The sequence below is a fragment of the Stenotrophomonas sp. CFBP8994 genome, assembly GCF_034044835.1.
Classification (GTDB): domain Bacteria; phylum Pseudomonadota; class Gammaproteobacteria; order Xanthomonadales; family Xanthomonadaceae; genus Stenotrophomonas; species Stenotrophomonas rhizophila_A.
In genome coordinates this window covers 98,653-113,559 of record NZ_JAXCWT010000005.1, presented here as the reverse complement: position 1 = coordinate 113,559, position 14,907 = coordinate 98,653, and the positions used below count along the sequence as shown (strand labels likewise).

16 protein-coding genes are annotated in these 14,907 nt (G+C 68.4%); 9 read left to right on the top strand and 7 right to left on the bottom strand.

Annotated elements, in window-relative coordinates; translation table 11 throughout:
* Positions 1-264 precede the first annotated feature (264 nt).
* The 5 genes from SOM39_RS14865 to SOM39_RS14845 are packed head-to-tail and all read left to right on the top strand — an operon-like array spanning position 265 to position 4,904.
* Positions 265-906 carry a PepSY-associated TM helix domain-containing protein gene (locus SOM39_RS14865; protein WP_414715885.1) on the top strand — a complete coding sequence of 214 codons (642 nt, stop codon included), beginning with the start codon at positions 265-267 and terminating at the stop codon, positions 904-906.
* Between the two features lie 34 nt (positions 907-940).
* Entirely contained in the window at positions 941-1,459 is a 519-nt protein-coding gene (locus SOM39_RS14860) for a DUF2271 domain-containing protein (protein ID WP_320458765.1), read from the top strand.
* A gap of 54 nt (positions 1,460-1,513) precedes the next feature.
* Positions 1,514-2,320, top strand: coding sequence for a DUF4198 domain-containing protein (locus SOM39_RS14855; protein ID WP_068849875.1), 807 nt, complete (start codon positions 1,514-1,516; stop codon positions 2,318-2,320).
* Positions 2,320-3,297, top strand: a complete 978-nt coding sequence (locus SOM39_RS14850) for an FAD:protein FMN transferase (RefSeq protein WP_414715884.1) — start codon at positions 2,320-2,322, stop codon at positions 3,295-3,297. The genes SOM39_RS14855 and SOM39_RS14850 overlap by 1 nt, the downstream gene beginning before the upstream one ends.
* Positions 3,294-4,904: a sulfite reductase flavoprotein subunit alpha gene (locus SOM39_RS14845; RefSeq protein WP_320458763.1), complete on the top strand. Its 1,611-nt coding sequence runs from the start codon at positions 3,294-3,296 to the stop codon at positions 4,902-4,904. Before SOM39_RS14850 ends, SOM39_RS14845 begins: the two co-directional genes overlap by 4 nt.
* Here SOM39_RS14845 and SOM39_RS14840 read toward each other — a convergent pair.
* The 4 genes from SOM39_RS14840 to SOM39_RS14825 all read right to left on the bottom strand — a co-directional run bounded on the left by SOM39_RS14840 (position 4,898) and on the right by SOM39_RS14825 (position 7,892).
* Entirely contained in the window at positions 4,898-5,503 is a 606-nt protein-coding gene (locus tag SOM39_RS14840) for a HutD family protein (protein ID WP_320458762.1), read from the bottom strand. The genes SOM39_RS14845 and SOM39_RS14840 overlap by 7 nt on opposite strands.
* 14 nt (positions 5,504-5,517) lie before the next feature.
* Positions 5,518-6,243 (bottom strand): murein L,D-transpeptidase catalytic domain family protein, encoded by a 726-nt coding sequence (locus tag SOM39_RS14835; protein WP_320458761.1) that lies wholly within the window; start codon positions 6,241-6,243, stop codon positions 5,518-5,520.
* Between the two features lie 25 nt (positions 6,244-6,268).
* Positions 6,269-7,300, bottom strand: a complete 1,032-nt coding sequence (locus SOM39_RS14830) for a L,D-transpeptidase (protein ID WP_320458760.1) — start codon at positions 7,298-7,300, stop codon at positions 6,269-6,271.
* 388 nt (positions 7,301-7,688) lie between these two features.
* Positions 7,689-7,892, bottom strand: a complete 204-nt coding sequence (locus SOM39_RS14825) for a ComEA family DNA-binding protein (RefSeq protein ID WP_414715883.1) — start codon at positions 7,890-7,892, stop codon at positions 7,689-7,691.
* A gap of 325 nt (positions 7,893-8,217) precedes the next feature.
* On the opposite strand from SOM39_RS14825, the gene SOM39_RS14820 reads away from it, so the two are divergent.
* From SOM39_RS14820 to murU, 4 genes are all read left to right on the top strand, one after another.
* On the top strand, positions 8,218-9,711 hold the full coding sequence (locus SOM39_RS14820; protein WP_093533374.1) for a M20 family metallopeptidase: 1,494 nt from the start codon (positions 8,218-8,220) through the stop codon (positions 9,709-9,711).
* Between the two features lie 66 nt (positions 9,712-9,777).
* Positions 9,778-10,047, top strand: a complete 270-nt coding sequence (locus SOM39_RS14815) for a GlsB/YeaQ/YmgE family stress response membrane protein (RefSeq protein ID WP_068849858.1) — start codon at positions 9,778-9,780, stop codon at positions 10,045-10,047.
* Positions 10,048-10,103: 56 nt separating this feature from the next.
* A complete protein-coding gene (locus SOM39_RS14810; RefSeq protein WP_068849855.1) occupies positions 10,104-11,129 on the top strand; it encodes an aminoglycoside phosphotransferase family protein in 1,026 nt (341 codons plus the stop codon).
* Positions 11,126-11,827 (top strand): N-acetylmuramate alpha-1-phosphate uridylyltransferase MurU, encoded by a 702-nt coding sequence (murU, locus tag SOM39_RS14805; protein ID WP_320458759.1) that lies wholly within the window; start codon positions 11,126-11,128, stop codon positions 11,825-11,827. The genes SOM39_RS14810 and murU overlap by 4 nt, the downstream gene beginning before the upstream one ends.
* Positions 11,828-11,902: 75 nt before the next feature.
* Here the strand turns inward: murU and hda are convergent, their stop codons facing one another.
* From hda to SOM39_RS14790, 3 genes are read right to left on the bottom strand one after another with little or no spacing between them, the layout of a single operon-like run.
* Positions 11,903-12,613 (bottom strand): DnaA regulatory inactivator Hda, encoded by a 711-nt coding sequence (gene hda, locus SOM39_RS14800; RefSeq protein ID WP_320458758.1) that lies wholly within the window; start codon positions 12,611-12,613, stop codon positions 11,903-11,905.
* Entirely contained in the window at positions 12,610-13,779 is a 1,170-nt protein-coding gene (locus tag SOM39_RS14795; protein ID WP_068849846.1) for an AI-2E family transporter, read from the bottom strand. The genes hda and SOM39_RS14795 overlap by 4 nt, the downstream gene beginning before the upstream one ends.
* Positions 13,776-14,900, bottom strand: a complete 1,125-nt coding sequence (locus SOM39_RS14790; RefSeq protein WP_320458757.1) for a DUF2066 domain-containing protein — start codon at positions 14,898-14,900, stop codon at positions 13,776-13,778. The genes SOM39_RS14795 and SOM39_RS14790 overlap by 4 nt, the downstream gene beginning before the upstream one ends.
* Positions 14,901-14,907: the final 7 nt, after the last annotated feature.

Genomic DNA, 14,907 nt, shown 5'->3' with positions numbered 1-14,907 from the left:
GCACACCGGGCGCCCCAGGCACACCGGGCGCCCCACGCACCCCGGGCACCCCCACGCACACCGGGCGCCTCAGGCACACCGGCCACCCCACGCACCCCGGGCGCCCCACGCACACCGGGCGCCCCACGCACACCGGGCACTCCACGCACACCGGTAGGTGCCGACCGTTGGTCGGCACACGCCGCAGACCGGCATCGCGCGACCAATAATTGCGAACCATTCTCATCAATGGTGTAATTGGCTATTCGTCTTCCTGCCGTGACCGTGGCCACCAGCGCTCCCCCTTCCGCCGTGCAGCAGCAACAGAGCCGTGGCTTCTGGCTGCGCACCCTGCACCAGTGGCACTGGATCAGCTCGGCGGTGTGCCTGATCGGCATGCTGCTGTTCGCCGCCACGGGAATCACGCTGAACCATGCGGCGAAGATCGAGGCGACGCCGCAGGTGGTGAACCGCCAGCTGGAACTGCCGGCCGAGCTGCTGGGCCAGCTGGGCGACCGCACCGACGGCAATGCCCCGGTGCCGCGCCCGGCCGTGCGCTGGCTGGACCGCGAACTGGGCATTTCCATCGGCCGTCGCCCGGCCGAATGGTCCGCCGAGGAAATCTATCTCTCCATGCCCAGCCCCGGCGGCGACGCCTGGTTGAGCATCGACCGCGAAAGCGGCGCGGTGGAATACGAAGCCACCTCGCGCGGCTGGGTGTCCTACTTCAACGACCTGCACAAGGGCCGCAATGCCGGCCCGGCCTGGGGCTGGTTCCTGGATGTGTTCGCCGTGGCCTGCCTGGTGTTCTGCATCACCGGCCTGTTCCTGCTGCACCTGCATGCCCGCCAGCGCCGCATGACCTGGCCGCTGGTGGGCCTGGGCCTGATGGTGCCGCTGCTGATCGCCCTGATCCTGATCCACTGACTTCCTTCGCCCTTCACCTTCCCGGAGCCGCACCATGCGCGTCACCCTCACCATCGCCCTGAGCGGCCTGCTGGCCACCTCGCCGGCTTATGCCACCACCCTGGACATCAACGTCGAGGTGCCCAAGCTCAACGTGGCCGAGTACCACCGCCCGTATGTGGCGGTGTGGCTGGAAGGCGCCGACCAGAAGGTCGCCGCCAACCTGGCGGTCTGGTACCAGCAGACCGGCAACAGCGAAGGCCACGGCACCAAGTGGCTGCCCGACCTGCGCCAGTGGTGGCGCAAGAGCGGCCGCGAGCTGAAGGTGCCGGTGGACGGCGTGACCGGGCCGACCAAGCCGGCCGGCACCCACGCGCTGTCGTTCACCGACAGGCAGCCGGCGTTGAAGGCGCTGGCACCGGGCAACTACACGCTGGTGGTGGAAGTGGTACGCGAAGTCGGCGGTCGCGAGCTGGTCAAGATTCCCTTCACCTGGCCGGCCACCGCGCCGCAGACCGGCAAGGCCCAGGGCAGCACCGAGCTGGGCCTGGTCACGCTGTCGTCCAAGCCCTGATGTTCCACTGCCCTCCCCGTCGAGGGCACCCTTAACCTGTACATGGAGTTGTTGATGAAGCGCTCGCTCGTCCTAGCCGCCGCCCTGGCCGCCGCCCTTCCGTTCTCCGCCCTGGCCCACAAGGCCTGGCTGCAGCCCTCGCAGACCGTGATCGCCGGTGACCATCCGTGGATCACCGTCGATGCGGCGGTGTCCAACGACCTGTTCTACTTCAACCACGTGCCGCTGCGCCTGGAAAGCCTGGTCATCACCGCACCGGACGGCAGCACCGTGCAGCCGCAGAACGCCTCCACCGGCAAGTTCCGCAGCGTGTTCGATGTCGAGCTGACCCAGCAGGGCACCTACCGCCTGGCCTCGGTCAACAACGGCCTGTCGGCCAGCTGGGAAGAAGACGGCAAGCCCAAGCGCTGGCGCGGCACCGTGGCGACCTTCGCCACTGAAGTGCCGAAGAAGGCCAAGAAGCTGCAGGTAAGCCAGTCGGTCAACCGCATCGAAACCTTCGTCACCAACGGCACCCCGAACAGCACCGCGCTGGCGCCGACGAAGTCGGGCATCGAGCTGGTCGCCGTGGGCCACCCCAACGACCTGGCCGCCGGCGAAGAAGCCAGGTTCCGCGTGCTGGTCGACGGCAAGCCGCGCGCCGGCCTGGCCTTCGAGATCACCCGTGGCGGCACGCGTTACCGCAACGCCCAGGAAGAGATCAAGGTCACCAGCGACAAGAAGGGCGAGTTCTCGGTCACCTGGCCCGAAGCCGGCATGTACTGGCTGGAAACCAGCAGCGAAGACAAGAAGACCACGCTCAAGCAGGCCAAGACCCGCCGCCTGAACTACGTCGCCACGCTGGAAGTGCTGCCGCTGTAATCATGTCCACCCTGCACGACATCGCCAGCCTCGGTGGCCACACCATGGGCACCACCTGGCAGGTCAAACTGACCACCACGCCCGGCCGCGATCTGCACCCGCTGCATGCGGGCATCCAGGCGCAGCTGGATGCGGTGGTCGCGCAGATGAGCACCTGGGAAGCGGCCAGCGACATCGCCGCGTTCAACCGCGCAGCGGCCGGCACGTCGCTGCCGCTGCCCGGCCTGTTCGCCGAGGTGATCGACTGCGCGCTCGATATCGCCCGGCGCAGCGAGGGGGCGTTCGATCCCACGGTCGGCCCGCTGGTCGCGCTGTGGGGGTTCGGTGCGCACGCACACGCCCAACGCGTTCCCGATGCTGCCCGGCTGGCGGCCACGCAGGCACGCTGCGGTTGGCAGCGGCTGCACTGGCATGACGGCCACCTGCTGCAGCCGGGTGGACTGGAGCTGGATCTTTCGGCCATCGCCAAGGGCTTTGCGGTGGACCTGGTGAGCCGTTGGCTGCGCAGCCAGGGTATTGCGGCGGCACTGGTGGAGGTGGGCGGCGAGCTGCACGGCTATGGGCGCAAGCCCGATGGGCAGCCGTGGCGTGTCCTGGTCGAAGCAGGTCCCGAAGAAGAAGCAGAACTCGCGCATCCGCCGCGGGTGCTGGCATTGGACGATCTGGCCGTTGCCACCTCCGGTGATCGCTGGCACCAGTTCGTCGAGGATGGCACGCACTACAGCCATACGCTGGATCCACGCGCGGGCGCGCCGGTCAGCCGCACGGCGGCCGCGGTGACCGTGGTCGCCCAGCACGCCATGCACGCCGATGGATGGGCCACCGCGTTGACGGTGATGGGCGCGCAGGAAGGGCTTGCGTTCGCCAATGCCAACGCGCTCGCCGCACGCTTCATCACCCGCACTGCGCAGGGCATCGAAGAACACTTGAGCACGGCGTTTACCGCGCTGCTCACCGAACAGGATGCCGCTGCATGAAAGGCAGCCCGTCGCGCGCGGTAGTGGGCAATGTGCTGGTGGCGGCCCTGCTGGCCGTACTGGCGTGGTTGCTCTTACGCCTGCATCTGCAGGAAGACTGGTGGTTGGCCGCGCCACTGGCCTCGCACTGGCGTTGGGCGGCAGGCACCCTCACCGCCTACGCCGCGCTGTGCGCGCTGCTGTGGTGGCGCGGCCGAACCCGCGACGATGTTGGCAGCGCCGCCGGCGAAGCACCGACGCTGCTGGTCTGGGCCAGCCAGACCGGGTTCGCCCAGCAGCTGTGCGAGCGCAGCGCCGAGGTCCTGCGCGCGGCCGGGGTACCGGTGCGCGTGCGCGGCCTGCACCAGGTGGACGCCGCATTGCTGCAGCAGACCACCCGGGTGCTGCTGATCGCCAGCACCACCGGCGAAGGCGATCCACCCGACCACACCCTGCCCTTCCTGCGCCGCGTGATGCCGCAGGACATGGCACTGCCGCAGTTGCACTACGGTGTGCTGGCACTGGGCGACCGCAGCTACGGGCACTTCTGCGCGTTCGGCCACCAGCTCGATGCGTGGCTGCGCCAGCACGGCGCGCACCCGCTGTTCGACACGGTGGAAGTGGACAACGCCGACCCGGCCGCCCTGCGCCACTGGCAGCAGCTGCTGGGCCAGCTTGGCGGGAACGCCACCGAGCTGCCCGATTGGGCGCCGGCGCAGTACCAGCCCTGGCAGCTGCAGTCGCGCCGCCAGGAAAACCCCGGCAGCCCCGGCGCGGCGACGTGGCGGGTGAGCCTGGTGCCGGCCGATGGCGTGCTGCCGGCGTGGCAGGCCGGTGATGTGGCGGAGATTGGTCCGCAGCACAGTCCGGTCGAGGTCGATGCCTGGCTGGCCACGCATGCACGCGATGGCGCAGCGATGGTCGACGGGCAGCCGCTGCGCGATTGGCTGGCGCGCTCGCACCTGCCGGTGCTGCCCGATGCGGTACCGGCCGATGACATGGCACTGGTGGCCACGCTCAAGCCGTTGCCGCACCGCGAATATTCCATTGCCAGCATGCCGGGCGAAGGCCACGTGCTGCTGCTGTTGCGCCGGCTGCTGCGCCCGGATGGCACGCCGGGGCTGGGCAGCGGCTGGCTGTGCGATCACGCGGCGCTGGGTGGGCGCATCGACCTGCGCTTCCGCGGCAACCCGAATTTCCACGCACCCGCGCCGGACGCACCACTGATCCTGATCGGCAACGGCACCGGCATTGCCGGGCTGCGCGCGCACCTTCGTGCGCGGGTGGACCTTGGCGCCGGTCGCAACTGGCTGCTGTTCGGCGAGCGTACCGCCACGCACGATTTCTACTTCAAGGAAGACCTTCAGCGCTGGCAGCGTGACGGCATGATCGCGCGGCTGGATACGGTGTTCAGCCGCGACGGCGGCGAGCACCGTTACGTGCAGGACCGCCTGCTCGCGCAGCTGGACACCCTGCGCCAGTGGGTCCGCGACGGCGCCACGATCCTGGTCTGCGGCAGCCTGCAGGGCATGGCACCGGCAGTGGACGCGGTGATCGAACAGGCGTTGGGCCGCGAAGGAAAAGAAGCCCTGATCGTCGCCGGCCGCTACCGCCGCGACGTTTATTGACCGCGCTGGTCCAGGCGGATGGCGAGCAGCTCACCGCCACCGCGCAATGCGTAGCGGCGGCGCGGTCCTGCCGCCAGCCACGCGGTGTCGCCCTGCTGCAGCGGCGGCAGTTCCGGCTCGCCCTCGAACTCCGCCTGCCCCGCCAACAGGTGGACCGCCCACGCCGTGCCCGGCTCGGTGAAGAAGAACATGCTGCCCACCAGCGGGCGGTGCAGCAGTTCGGCATCGACCTGGTCACGCCGCCACATCAGATTGAAGTCATGGGTGAGCCCATCCACCAGCTCGCCATGGATCTCCGCTTCGCCGTCAAAGCGCAGGCGATCGTGGGGTGGCAGCAACGTATGCAGCGCGCCATCGGCAAAGCGCAGGCGCAGCCCTTCGCCGCGCAGCAGGACCAGTTCGCGGTCGATGCCGGGGAACGACGAGAACGCCGCATCCTGCTCGATCTCGGCAATCGACAAGCGTACCTGCCACTCTTCGCTGTCCGGCACGCGCAGGATTTCGCGGGTCCAGCCAAGTCCATTGCGCCAGCGTTCGCGGCGGTATTCAAAGCTGGGAATGACGCGCGTGGCAGCGCTCAATGCGGTGGCGGTCGACATGCCGCCATTGTGCCTCAGCCGGGCTTGCCGCCGCAGTCCGCTTCCAGCAGCTGCGAGCGCGCCAGCCACTCCTTGTCCGGGTAGTAGGCGAACACCATCGCGCCGCCGCGCAGGCTGTCGATCAGCGGCCTCGCCACGGTCAGGCGTACCGCCGGGCAGCCCAGGCTGCGGCCGAGCCGGCCCTGCAGCCGGGCGATGGTGGGGTTCACGTACGGCGCACCGTGGATGACGATGGCGCGGTCGCGCGCCTTGTCGTTGAAGCCCGGCTCCAGACCTTCCAGGCGCAGCGAATAGCCATTGCCGCCCATGTAGGTTTCCTTGGCGGTGAACGCGCCCAGGCTGGACATGAAACTGCCATCGCGGTTGGAGAAGCGTTCGGTGGCGTTGCCGCCGCTGTTGCGGCCATGGGCGACCCACTCCTCGAACAGCAGCTTCTGGTGGGCCAGGTCGAACACCCACATGCGCTGTTCGGTGGACGGGCGCGAGTAATCAATCACGCTCAAGCGGCCCGGATCCACGCCCAGCTCCGGCCGGCGCAGGGCGCAGGTCATCGCGTTGGCGGCCAACTGCAGCACCTTGCGGTCCGCATTGGGCGCCGCGCGCGCCAGCATGTCGGCCAGCTGGGCCGGCGGCAGCATGCGGGGCGGAGGCGTGGTCGCCGCACGGGCGCGGCCAGCCGACGCGGTCAGCGCCAGCCCGCACAGGGCAACGGTGGCAATCGAAACGGGAATGGAACGCATCAACGCGGTACCGGCAGGGCCATCCCTACAAGGTGGCCCCGCCCGCGTCGGATTCCAAGACCGGCTGCAGGTTCTGTTCATCCGCCACCGGGCGAACCGCCGGCAGGCTGGTCACCAGCAGCGTGGTGCCCGGCACCAGCACCTTGTACAGCTGCGCGGCGAAGGACGGCGGCAGCGCCATGGGCAGGCTGGGCGTGGCCAGCAGGTCCGGGCTGGCATTGCCGGCGCTCTGCCCCAGCAGCGGGTAGGCGGTCCACTTGTGCAGCTTCTGCGTCGCATCCAGCGGGCTGGCGGCATCCGAATAGCCGTCCTGCATCACGAACAGGGTGGTGCCCTCGAACGCCGGCAGCGCCTTGGCCTCCAGTCGCGATTCGCCGATCAGCACGCCGTCGCGCAGCACGTACAGGCGCTGGTCGTGCAGGCTGACCAGGATGCCCACCTGGCCCGAGGGTGCGGCGCTGTCATTCCAGTACTGGTCCGGTGCACCGGTGGTTTCCAGCAGGGTCTTGCCCACGCTGTTCACCGGGGCCAGCACCGCCGGGTAGGCCAGCGTCATCGGCGCGCTCTTGGCGTCGGCCACCACCACGGTATCGCCACGCTTGGTTTCGCCGAACAGCTTCTGCGCGAAAGCCTGGGGCAGGCGCACGCAGCCGTGCGAGGCGGGATGCCCGGGCAGGTTGCCGCCGTGCAGCGCGATGCCGTCCCAGGTCAGCCGCTGCATGTAGGGCATGGGCGCGCTGTTGTAGAGGTTGGATTTGTGGTCCTTGTCCTTCTGCAGGATGGTGAACACCCCGGTCGGCGTTTCATGCCCGGCCTTGCCCGAGCTGATCGTGCTCAGGCCGATGGCAATGCCGTTGCGGTACACGTAGGCACGCTGCTCATCCAGGCTGACCACCAGCACGATCGGGCCGGCCGGCGAGATTTCCGGATGCCAGAGGAACTGGCCGGGCTTGAGATCGGTGGGGCTGGCAGGCTCGGGCGCGGACCACGCCGGGAGTGCCATGACGGCGATCAGCGAACCGGCGATGTGGGTCAACAGCGTGCGACGTGTGAGCATGTGGCCTTCCTTCGGGTGGGTCGAAGACACGCATGGCGTGTCGCTACGCATGATCACCGCAAACGTTGAAACCCGCCAAAGCCCCAAACAAAATTGCCCGGTCACACATCCCTGTGCGGACCGGGCAATCGTCACGTCCTTGTCGGCATCCCGCCTTCCCCCTGTGCGTCCTGCCCAGTGTGGGTGCCGGCCATGCTCCATGCACTCGGCCGTATGTTGTTCCGCCATCCCTCCCCTTCCCGGGTATGGATGCCACCGTCCTGGTGGATCCGCGCCAATCCCTCCGCGCTGCGTCCCTGCGTGCCCCGTCCCTGCGGCTGTCGAGGTGGCCGGCTCCTGCCTGGCTACCGTGACCGGCGTCATGCCGGTCGCGACCCATCCTGTTGTGTCAGCGCCTTGGTACGGGTGCCGACACTGCCCTCCTGGGCGGTGCCACCGTGGGCGCCGCCATGGCCCCCACCGTCATCCGTCGTCGATTCCGTTCGACCGTTGCTGTCCCTATTCCTTTCACCCGTGCCAGGTCCTCGACCCGGAGGAAAGGTCCGTGTTGTCGCCGGTACGCCACGATCGCCTGGGCCTTTTGGGGCCCCACGTTCGTCAATCCCTGCTGCAGCGTCGACGCATCTGCCGTATTGATGTTGATGCGGTCGGCCGCCGAAGCGGTTCCGGTCAACAGCAGTGCCAGCGCAAGCGCCTTCCACGAAAACCAAGGCCCCACCGTGTAGCTCCCTGTGACGTCGGACCGACCGCTGCCGGCATCCCGTCGGAGCAGTCAGTGTCCCTCGCCACATACACACAGCCTATCGTCCACATCACCTTCACACAGCCAGCTAAATACCTGACGTGGTGTAGGGAAATCCCTACCCCCTGCTCAGGCGTAGAATGGCGGGATCAGCCACATGCATTCGGAGTACCAGATGGACAGCGCCAAGCTCGGCCAATTCGTCAGTGAAAAGTGGGACAGCGAGATCGTTCCGCAATTGGTCGAATACATCCGCATTCCCAACAAATCGCCGATGTTCGACGCCAATTGGGTCGAGAACGGCTACATGGAGCAGGCCGTCACCCTGATGGAAACCTGGGCCAAGGCGCAGAAGCTGCCGGGCCTGAAGGTCGAAGTGGTGCGCCTGGAAGGCCGCACCCCGTTGCTGCTGCTGGAAATTCCCGCCACCGGCGCCGAAACCGGCGACGACACCGTGCTGCTGTACGGCCACCTGGACAAGCAGCCGGAAATGACCGGCTGGGACGACGACCTCGGCCCGTGGGTGCCGGTGCTGCGCGGCGACAAGCTGTACGGCCGCGGCGGCGCCGATGACGGCTACGCCATCTTCGGCTCGCTGGCTGCGGTGCTGGCGCTGCAGGAACAGAACCTGCCGCACGCGCGCTGCGTGGTGCTGATCGAAGCCTGTGAGGAATCGGGCAGCTACGACCTGCCGGCCTACGTGGACCACCTGGCCGACCGCATCGGCAAGCCATCGCTGGTGGTGTGCCTGGATTCGGGCTGCGCCAACTACGACCAGCTGTGGTGCACCACCTCGCTGCGCGGCCTGACCGGCGGCAACTTCTCGGTGAAGGTGCTCAACGAGGGCGTGCATTCGGGCGATGCCTCCGGCGTGGTGCCGTCCAGCTTCCGCCTGCTGCGCCAGCTGCTGTCGCGCATCGAAGACGAAAAGACCGGCCGCATCCTGCTCGACGGCATGCACGTGGAGATTCCGGAAGAGCGCCAGGCCCAGGCCAAGCGCGCTGCCGAGGTGGTGGATACCGAAATCTTCGAGAAGTTCCCGATGGTCGACGGCCTCAAGCCGATGAACGACGACCTCACCGAACTGGTGCTCAACCGCACCTGGCGCCCGGCGCTGTCGGTGACCGGCGTGGACGGCATGCCGCCGTTGGCCTCGGCCGGCAACGTACTGCGCCCGCATACCGCGGTGAAGCTGTCGCTGCGCCTGCCGCCGACCGCCGACGGCAAGGCCTGCGGTGAACTGCTGAAGGAAGCCCTGCTGCGCGACCCGCCGAACGGCGCGGAAGTGAAGCTGGACCTGGAGAAGGCCTCCTCGGGCTGGAACGCTCCGGCGATGGCGCCGTGGCTGACCCAGGCGATCGACGAGGCCAGCCAGACCTTCTTCGGCAAGCCGGCGATGTACATGGGCGAAGGCGGCTCGATTCCGTTCATGGGCATGCTGGGCGAGAAGTTCCCCGGCGCGCAGTTCATGATCACCGGCGTGCTCGGCCCGCATTCCAACGCGCACGGCCCGAACGAGTTCCTGCACATCCCGATGGGCAAGCGCGTCACCTCGTGCGTGTCCAAGGTGATCAGCGAGCACTACGCAGCCAGCCTGCGCGGTGAAACCAGCGGTTCCCCGGTGGCCGCCGACAGCGGCACCCGCCACGGCGGCCACGGCTGCTGCTGATAGCGACGATGACGGACGCAGCCTGCCCTTGGTAGGCTGCGTCAATCTTCTGCGGGAAACAGCGCAATGAATGGTCTGTTCGGCAGCACCAGCTGGCTCTACATCATCCTGGTCGGCTTCGTGGTCGGCCTGCTCGGGCGCTTCGTGATGCCCGGCAACAACCGCATGGGCTGCCTGCTGACCATCGTGCTGGGCATCGTCGGCGCACTGGTGGCCGGCTGGTTCGGCCAGTACATGGGCTGGTATGCGCGCGGCGAACCGGCCGGCTTCATCGGCGCGATCCTGGGCGCCATTGCGGTACTGGCCCTGCTCCGCCTGTTCAGCAGCAAGCGCTGAACGCACTCCCCCCTTCTTCCCGAGCGCCGCAGGGCGCCGCTTCGACGTACCTGTCCATGAACGATCCTGCTTCCGACCCGCTGCGCGCCGAGCTTCGCCGGCAGTGGACCTGCGCCGCGCTGGGCGACCCCGACCTGCACCTGGACCGGGCGTCGGTGGACGCCGGCTTCCGCAGCTACTGGCGCGCCACCAGCGTGCACGGCAGCCACGTCGTGATGGATTCGCCGCCAGGGCTGGAGGATGTACGCCCGTGGCTGCGCATGCATGACCTGCTGGAACCCAACGGCGTGCGCGTACCGCGCGTACTGGCCCGCGACGAGGAACAGGGCTTCCTGCTGCTGGAAGACCTCGGCGGCCCGACCCTGGCCCGGCACATCGATGACGCCAATGCCGACGTATGGTTCGATGCCGCCTTCGCGCAGCTGATCCGCCTGCAGCAGATTCCCGTTCCCGAGGGCATGGGGTCGTTCGGCGAGGCCCTGCTGCAGCGCGATGCCGGGCTGTTCGACGAATGGTTCCTGCAGCGCCACCTGGGCCTGCAGCTGGACTGCGGTGAGCTTGAAACGCTGCAACTGGCGCATCGCCGGCTGATGGACAACGCGCTGCAGCAGCCGCAGGTGCTCACCCACCGCGACTTCATGCCGCGCAACCTGATGCCGACCGAACCCGGCCCGGCCGTGCTGGATTTCCAGGACCTGGTACGTGGACCGATTGCCTACGACCCGGTGAGCCTGTTCAAGGATGCGTTTCTGAGCTGGCCGCTGGCGCGCGTGGATGCCTGGCTGGCGCGCTACCACGCGCAGGCGCTGGCGGCAGGCTTGCCAGTGCGGCCGTGGCCGCAGTTCCTGCGCGATGCCGACTGGATGGGCGTGCAGCGCCACCTGAAGATCCTGGGCCTGTTCGTACGCCTGCGCGACCGCGACGGCAAGGGCCACTATTTCGCCGACGCGCCGCGTTTCATCCGCTACCTGGATGAAGTGCTGCCGCGCCATCCGGAACTCGCCGGGTTGAACACCCTGCTGCAGGAACGGATCAAGCCGGCGATGGCCGCGCTGGCATTGCCGGTGTCCAGCCGCGCATGAAGGCGATCATCTTCAGCGCCGGCAAGGGCGAGCGCATGCGCCCGCTCACGCTCTCCACGCCCAAGCCGTTGCTGGTGGCAGGCGGCAAACCGCTGATCGTGTGGCACCTGGAGCGGTTGGCGGCGGCCGGTTTCAGCGAGGTGGTGATCAACACCTCGTGGCTGGGCGACCAGTTCGAACCGGCGCTGGGCAATGGGGATCGTTGGGGCCTGCGCCTGCATTTCATCGATGAAGGCGCGGTGCCGCTGGAGACCGGTGGGGGCATCCTCAATGCGCTGCCACTGCTGGGCGATGCGCCGTTCCTGGTGATCAACGGCGATGTGTGGACCGATGTGGATGTCGCCACGTTGCCACGGCAACCAGAGGGCGATGCGCACCTGGTGCTGGTCGACAACCCGGTGCAGCACCCGCGCGGGGATTTCATCCTGCGCGCGGATGGCACGGTCAGTGATGAAGGCGATGCACTGCGGCTGACGTACGCCGGCGTTGGCGTGTATCGCCCTTCGATTCTCGACGGATGGCGCGAGGTCATCGGCGCGACGGAGGGCGCCTCAGCGAACCCGCCGCAGTTCGGCCTTGCCCCGCTGATGCGCCACGCGATGGCAAACGGCCGGGTAACCGGGCAGCATCATCGCGGAAAATGGACCGACGTAGGCACGCCGGAACGCTTGGCAGATCTGGACGCGACCCTGCGGTAGGGTTGGATTCCGATCAACCGCCGATACCGCCCATCGGTGCGACAGACGCATGACCACGGCCGAAGCCGCGCGTCATCACAACCGGTGCGACCCTTCTTCCACCACCTGCCGCAGAAACGGCACGGTAATGCGACGCTGCGCGGCGAGCGACTCCCGGTCCAGCCAGTCCAGCAGGCTCACCAGGCTGCCCAGCTCGCGCCCGGTGCGGGTCAGCAGCCACTCGATGGCCGCCTCATCAATCGACAACCCCCGCCGCGCCGCACGCTCGCGCAGCACGGCCGCGCGTCCTTCGTCATCCAGCGGCTGCAGTACCACGCGCACGCACTGCTGCAGGCGCGAGCGCAGGTCCGGCAGCACCAGCCCCAGCTGGTCCGGCGCGTGCTGCGCGGTGTACATCAAGGTGATGCCCGCACTGCGCGCGCGGTTATGGAAATCGAACAGCGCCACTTCGTCGTCGCGGTTGCCGGCCACCGCATCCAGCCCATCCAGCGCCACCAGGTCGCGGCCTTCCAGCGATACCAGCGCAGCGCGGGTGCGCCCCACCACCGCCTTCAGCGGCAGGTAGGTCGGCTGGCGCCCGGCCTGTTCGGCCAGCGAGCACATCGCAAGCGCCTGGTGGGTCTTGCCGGTGCCCGCCGCCCCTTCCAGGTACACCCAGTGCGGGTCGTCGCCCACGGCAATGGCGCGCAGCTGCGCCAGCGCACCATCGGGCGCGCCGATGAAGGTTTCCAGTCGCTCGTCCTGCGGGTAACGCAGGGCAAGCGGCAGCTGCGGCACTACGCTCACTTCAGGTCCGGGCCCTTCGGCGCATCGACGATCAGGGTCGGCTTGTCGATGTACGAATCAAGCACGATCGCGGTCTTCTCGCCGGCATACAGTTCGCTCTCGCGATAGCGCAGGTGCGCATAGCGCAGCAGCACGTTGCTCACCGCCGCCACCGGCAGCGCCAGCAGCATGCCCAGGAAGCCGAACAGCTGGCCACCGGCCATCACCGCGAAGATCACCGCCACCGGGTGCAGGCCGATCTTGTCGCCCACGATGCGCGGGGTGAGCACGTAGCTTTCCAGCAGCTGGCCCACGGTGAACACCACGCCGACCAGGATCAGCAGCTTCAGGTCGAAGCCCTGCGCCTGGACCAGCGCGGCCAGCACCGCCATGACGATGCCGGTGGTGGCGCCCAGGTACGGAATGAAGCTGATCAGGCCGGCGATCAGGCCGATCAACAGGCCCAGCTTCAGGCCCACCAGCGACAGGCCGATGGCGTAGATCAGACCCAGCGCGACCATCACCAGGAACTGGCCGCGGATGAACGCGCCCAGCACTTCGTTGGATTCACGCGCCAGCTTGCTGATGGTGCCCACATGGTTGCGCGGAATGGTCGAGGCCACCCGCTCGACCAGCTTGTCCCAGTCGCGCAGGAAATAGAACGCCAGGATCGGCAGCAGCAGGATGTTGACCACCCAGGTCACCATCGCAAAGCCGGAGCGCGACACGTAGCCAAAGAAGGTCTTGGCGAAGCCGCCGGCCTGTTCCCAATGGCTGCGCACCCATTCGATCAGCCGGTCCGGTTCCAGCCACGGCATGATTTCCATGCCGGTCTTCTGCTCGAACCACGGAATACCCTTCTCCATCAGCCACTGCTGGGCCTGCGGAATGGCCGCGATCAGGGTGGAAATCTGGCGTTCGATCATCGGCACCAGGATCAGCAGCGCGGCGGTGATCACCAGCACCATGGCCACGAACACCAGTACCACGCCGGTGTTGCGCGAGCGGCCGTTGGCCTCGATGCGGTCCACCAGCGGGTCGCCCAGCCAGGCCAGCGCCAGGGCAAGCACGAACGGGGTCAGGATCGGGGCCAGCAGCCACACCACCCAACCCACCGCCAGCGCGAACAGGATGTACTTGACGCGGCGCAGGAACTGCGCGATCTCGGCTTCCGGGGTGAGGATCATCGCAGGCGGTACTCATTGCTGGCGGGCGGCGGCGGGGTGCCCGGGGCCGCGTCTTCATCGATAGGCACGGGCAGCGGGGCCAGCGGCACGATCACGCCGTTCTCGCCAAGCATGCGGTTCAGCCCGGCCAGGCCGGCGGTCATCTCCAGCGACAGCTCCAGGCGGTTGCCCGAGGCGCGCAGCGGGGTGATGTTGCGCACCACCGGGTTCTCGCGCAGGCCGGCCGCCAGGCGCATGTAGTCCTCGGCGCTGTCCACCCCGGTCACGGCGATGGTGTAGGTGCCGGCCGCGCCGGTGGCGGCACCGGCCTTGGCGTAGCGCTTGACCAGCGCGTCAGCCGCGCCGTCGGCGCCGCTGGACATCGCGCGACGGGCGTCGCTGTCCTTGACCGTCCACTTGTTCAGTTCCTTGCCGCCGTCCACGAACACCCAGTCCGCGACCCAACCACCGGTGCTGTCGCGGTAGAGCTTGCCGACCAGCTGCATCGGCGGGGCGTAGCGCGAGGAGGCGCGGGCCACGGCCGCGGTGTCCTGGCGCCAGATCGAGCCGACCACGGCCTGCTCGGCCGCACTGCCGGTCGGCAGGCCGAGCTTGAAGCCGCGCTCGATGGCCCGGTTCAGCAACGGGCGGGCCGCATTGGCCTGCTGCACCGTGACCAACCGCGGGCCGGAGCCGTCATCGATGGCCAGCCAGATCACCGGCTTGGGCCGCGGCTGCGGCCACAGCGGCAGGCCCAGCGCGGAAATCAGCCCGTCCACGTCGTCCTGGCGGAACCGGGCCACCAGCATGGTGCGGTAGCTGGGGGCGCCGCTGGCCGAGGTGCTCTGGTCCTGGCGGTAGTCATAGCTGGCCACGTAGTTCCTGGCATCGCGCAGGGCCTGCATCACGCCCGGGCGGGACAGCACGCTGCGGTCGCCCGACAGCTTGGTCAGCACGTTGCCCAGCGCGCGGGCCAAGGCCCCGTTGCGGTCGGACTCGCCTTGGCTGTTGACCGGCACTTCGGCCTCGTAGGCTCCGCTGGCCGTGGCCACGTCGCCTTCGGTACGCAGGCCGCTCTGGGCCATCGTGGCCACCGGCAGGCACAGCGCGAGGAACATCATTACAAAGAGGCTGCGGCGCATCAGGACT

Bases quoted from the DNA above. Each gene is read 5' to 3' on its own strand.
- SOM39_RS14860 (WP_320458765.1), top strand. From the start codon at position 941: ATGCGCGTCACCCTCACCATCGCCCTGAGCGGCCTGCTGGCCACCTCG.
- SOM39_RS14855 (WP_068849875.1), top strand. From the start codon at position 1,514: ATGAAGCGCTCGCTCGTCCTAGCCGCCGCCCTGGCCGCCGCCCTTCCG.
- SOM39_RS14845 (WP_320458763.1), top strand. From the start codon at position 3,294: ATGAAAGGCAGCCCGTCGCGCGCGGTAGTGGGCAATGTGCTGGTGGCG.
- SOM39_RS14840 (WP_320458762.1), bottom strand. From the start codon at position 5,503: ATGTCGACCGCCACCGCATTGAGCGCTGCCACGCGCGTCATTCCCAGC.
- SOM39_RS14835 (WP_320458761.1), bottom strand. From the start codon at position 6,243: ATGCGTTCCATTCCCGTTTCGATTGCCACCGTTGCCCTGTGCGGGCTG.
- SOM39_RS14830 (WP_320458760.1), bottom strand. From the start codon at position 7,300: ATGCTCACACGTCGCACGCTGTTGACCCACATCGCCGGTTCGCTGATC.
- SOM39_RS14820 (WP_093533374.1), top strand. From the start codon at position 8,218: ATGGACAGCGCCAAGCTCGGCCAATTCGTCAGTGAAAAGTGGGACAGC.
- SOM39_RS14815 (WP_068849858.1), top strand. From the start codon at position 9,778: ATGAATGGTCTGTTCGGCAGCACCAGCTGGCTCTACATCATCCTGGTC.
- SOM39_RS14810 (WP_068849855.1), top strand. From the start codon at position 10,104: ATGAACGATCCTGCTTCCGACCCGCTGCGCGCCGAGCTTCGCCGGCAG.
- murU (WP_320458759.1), top strand. From the start codon at position 11,126: ATGAAGGCGATCATCTTCAGCGCCGGCAAGGGCGAGCGCATGCGCCCG.
- SOM39_RS14795 (WP_068849846.1), bottom strand. From the start codon at position 13,779: ATGATCCTCACCCCGGAAGCCGAGATCGCGCAGTTCCTGCGCCGCGTC.
- SOM39_RS14790 (WP_320458757.1), bottom strand. From the start codon at position 14,900: ATGCGCCGCAGCCTCTTTGTAATGATGTTCCTCGCGCTGTGCCTGCCG.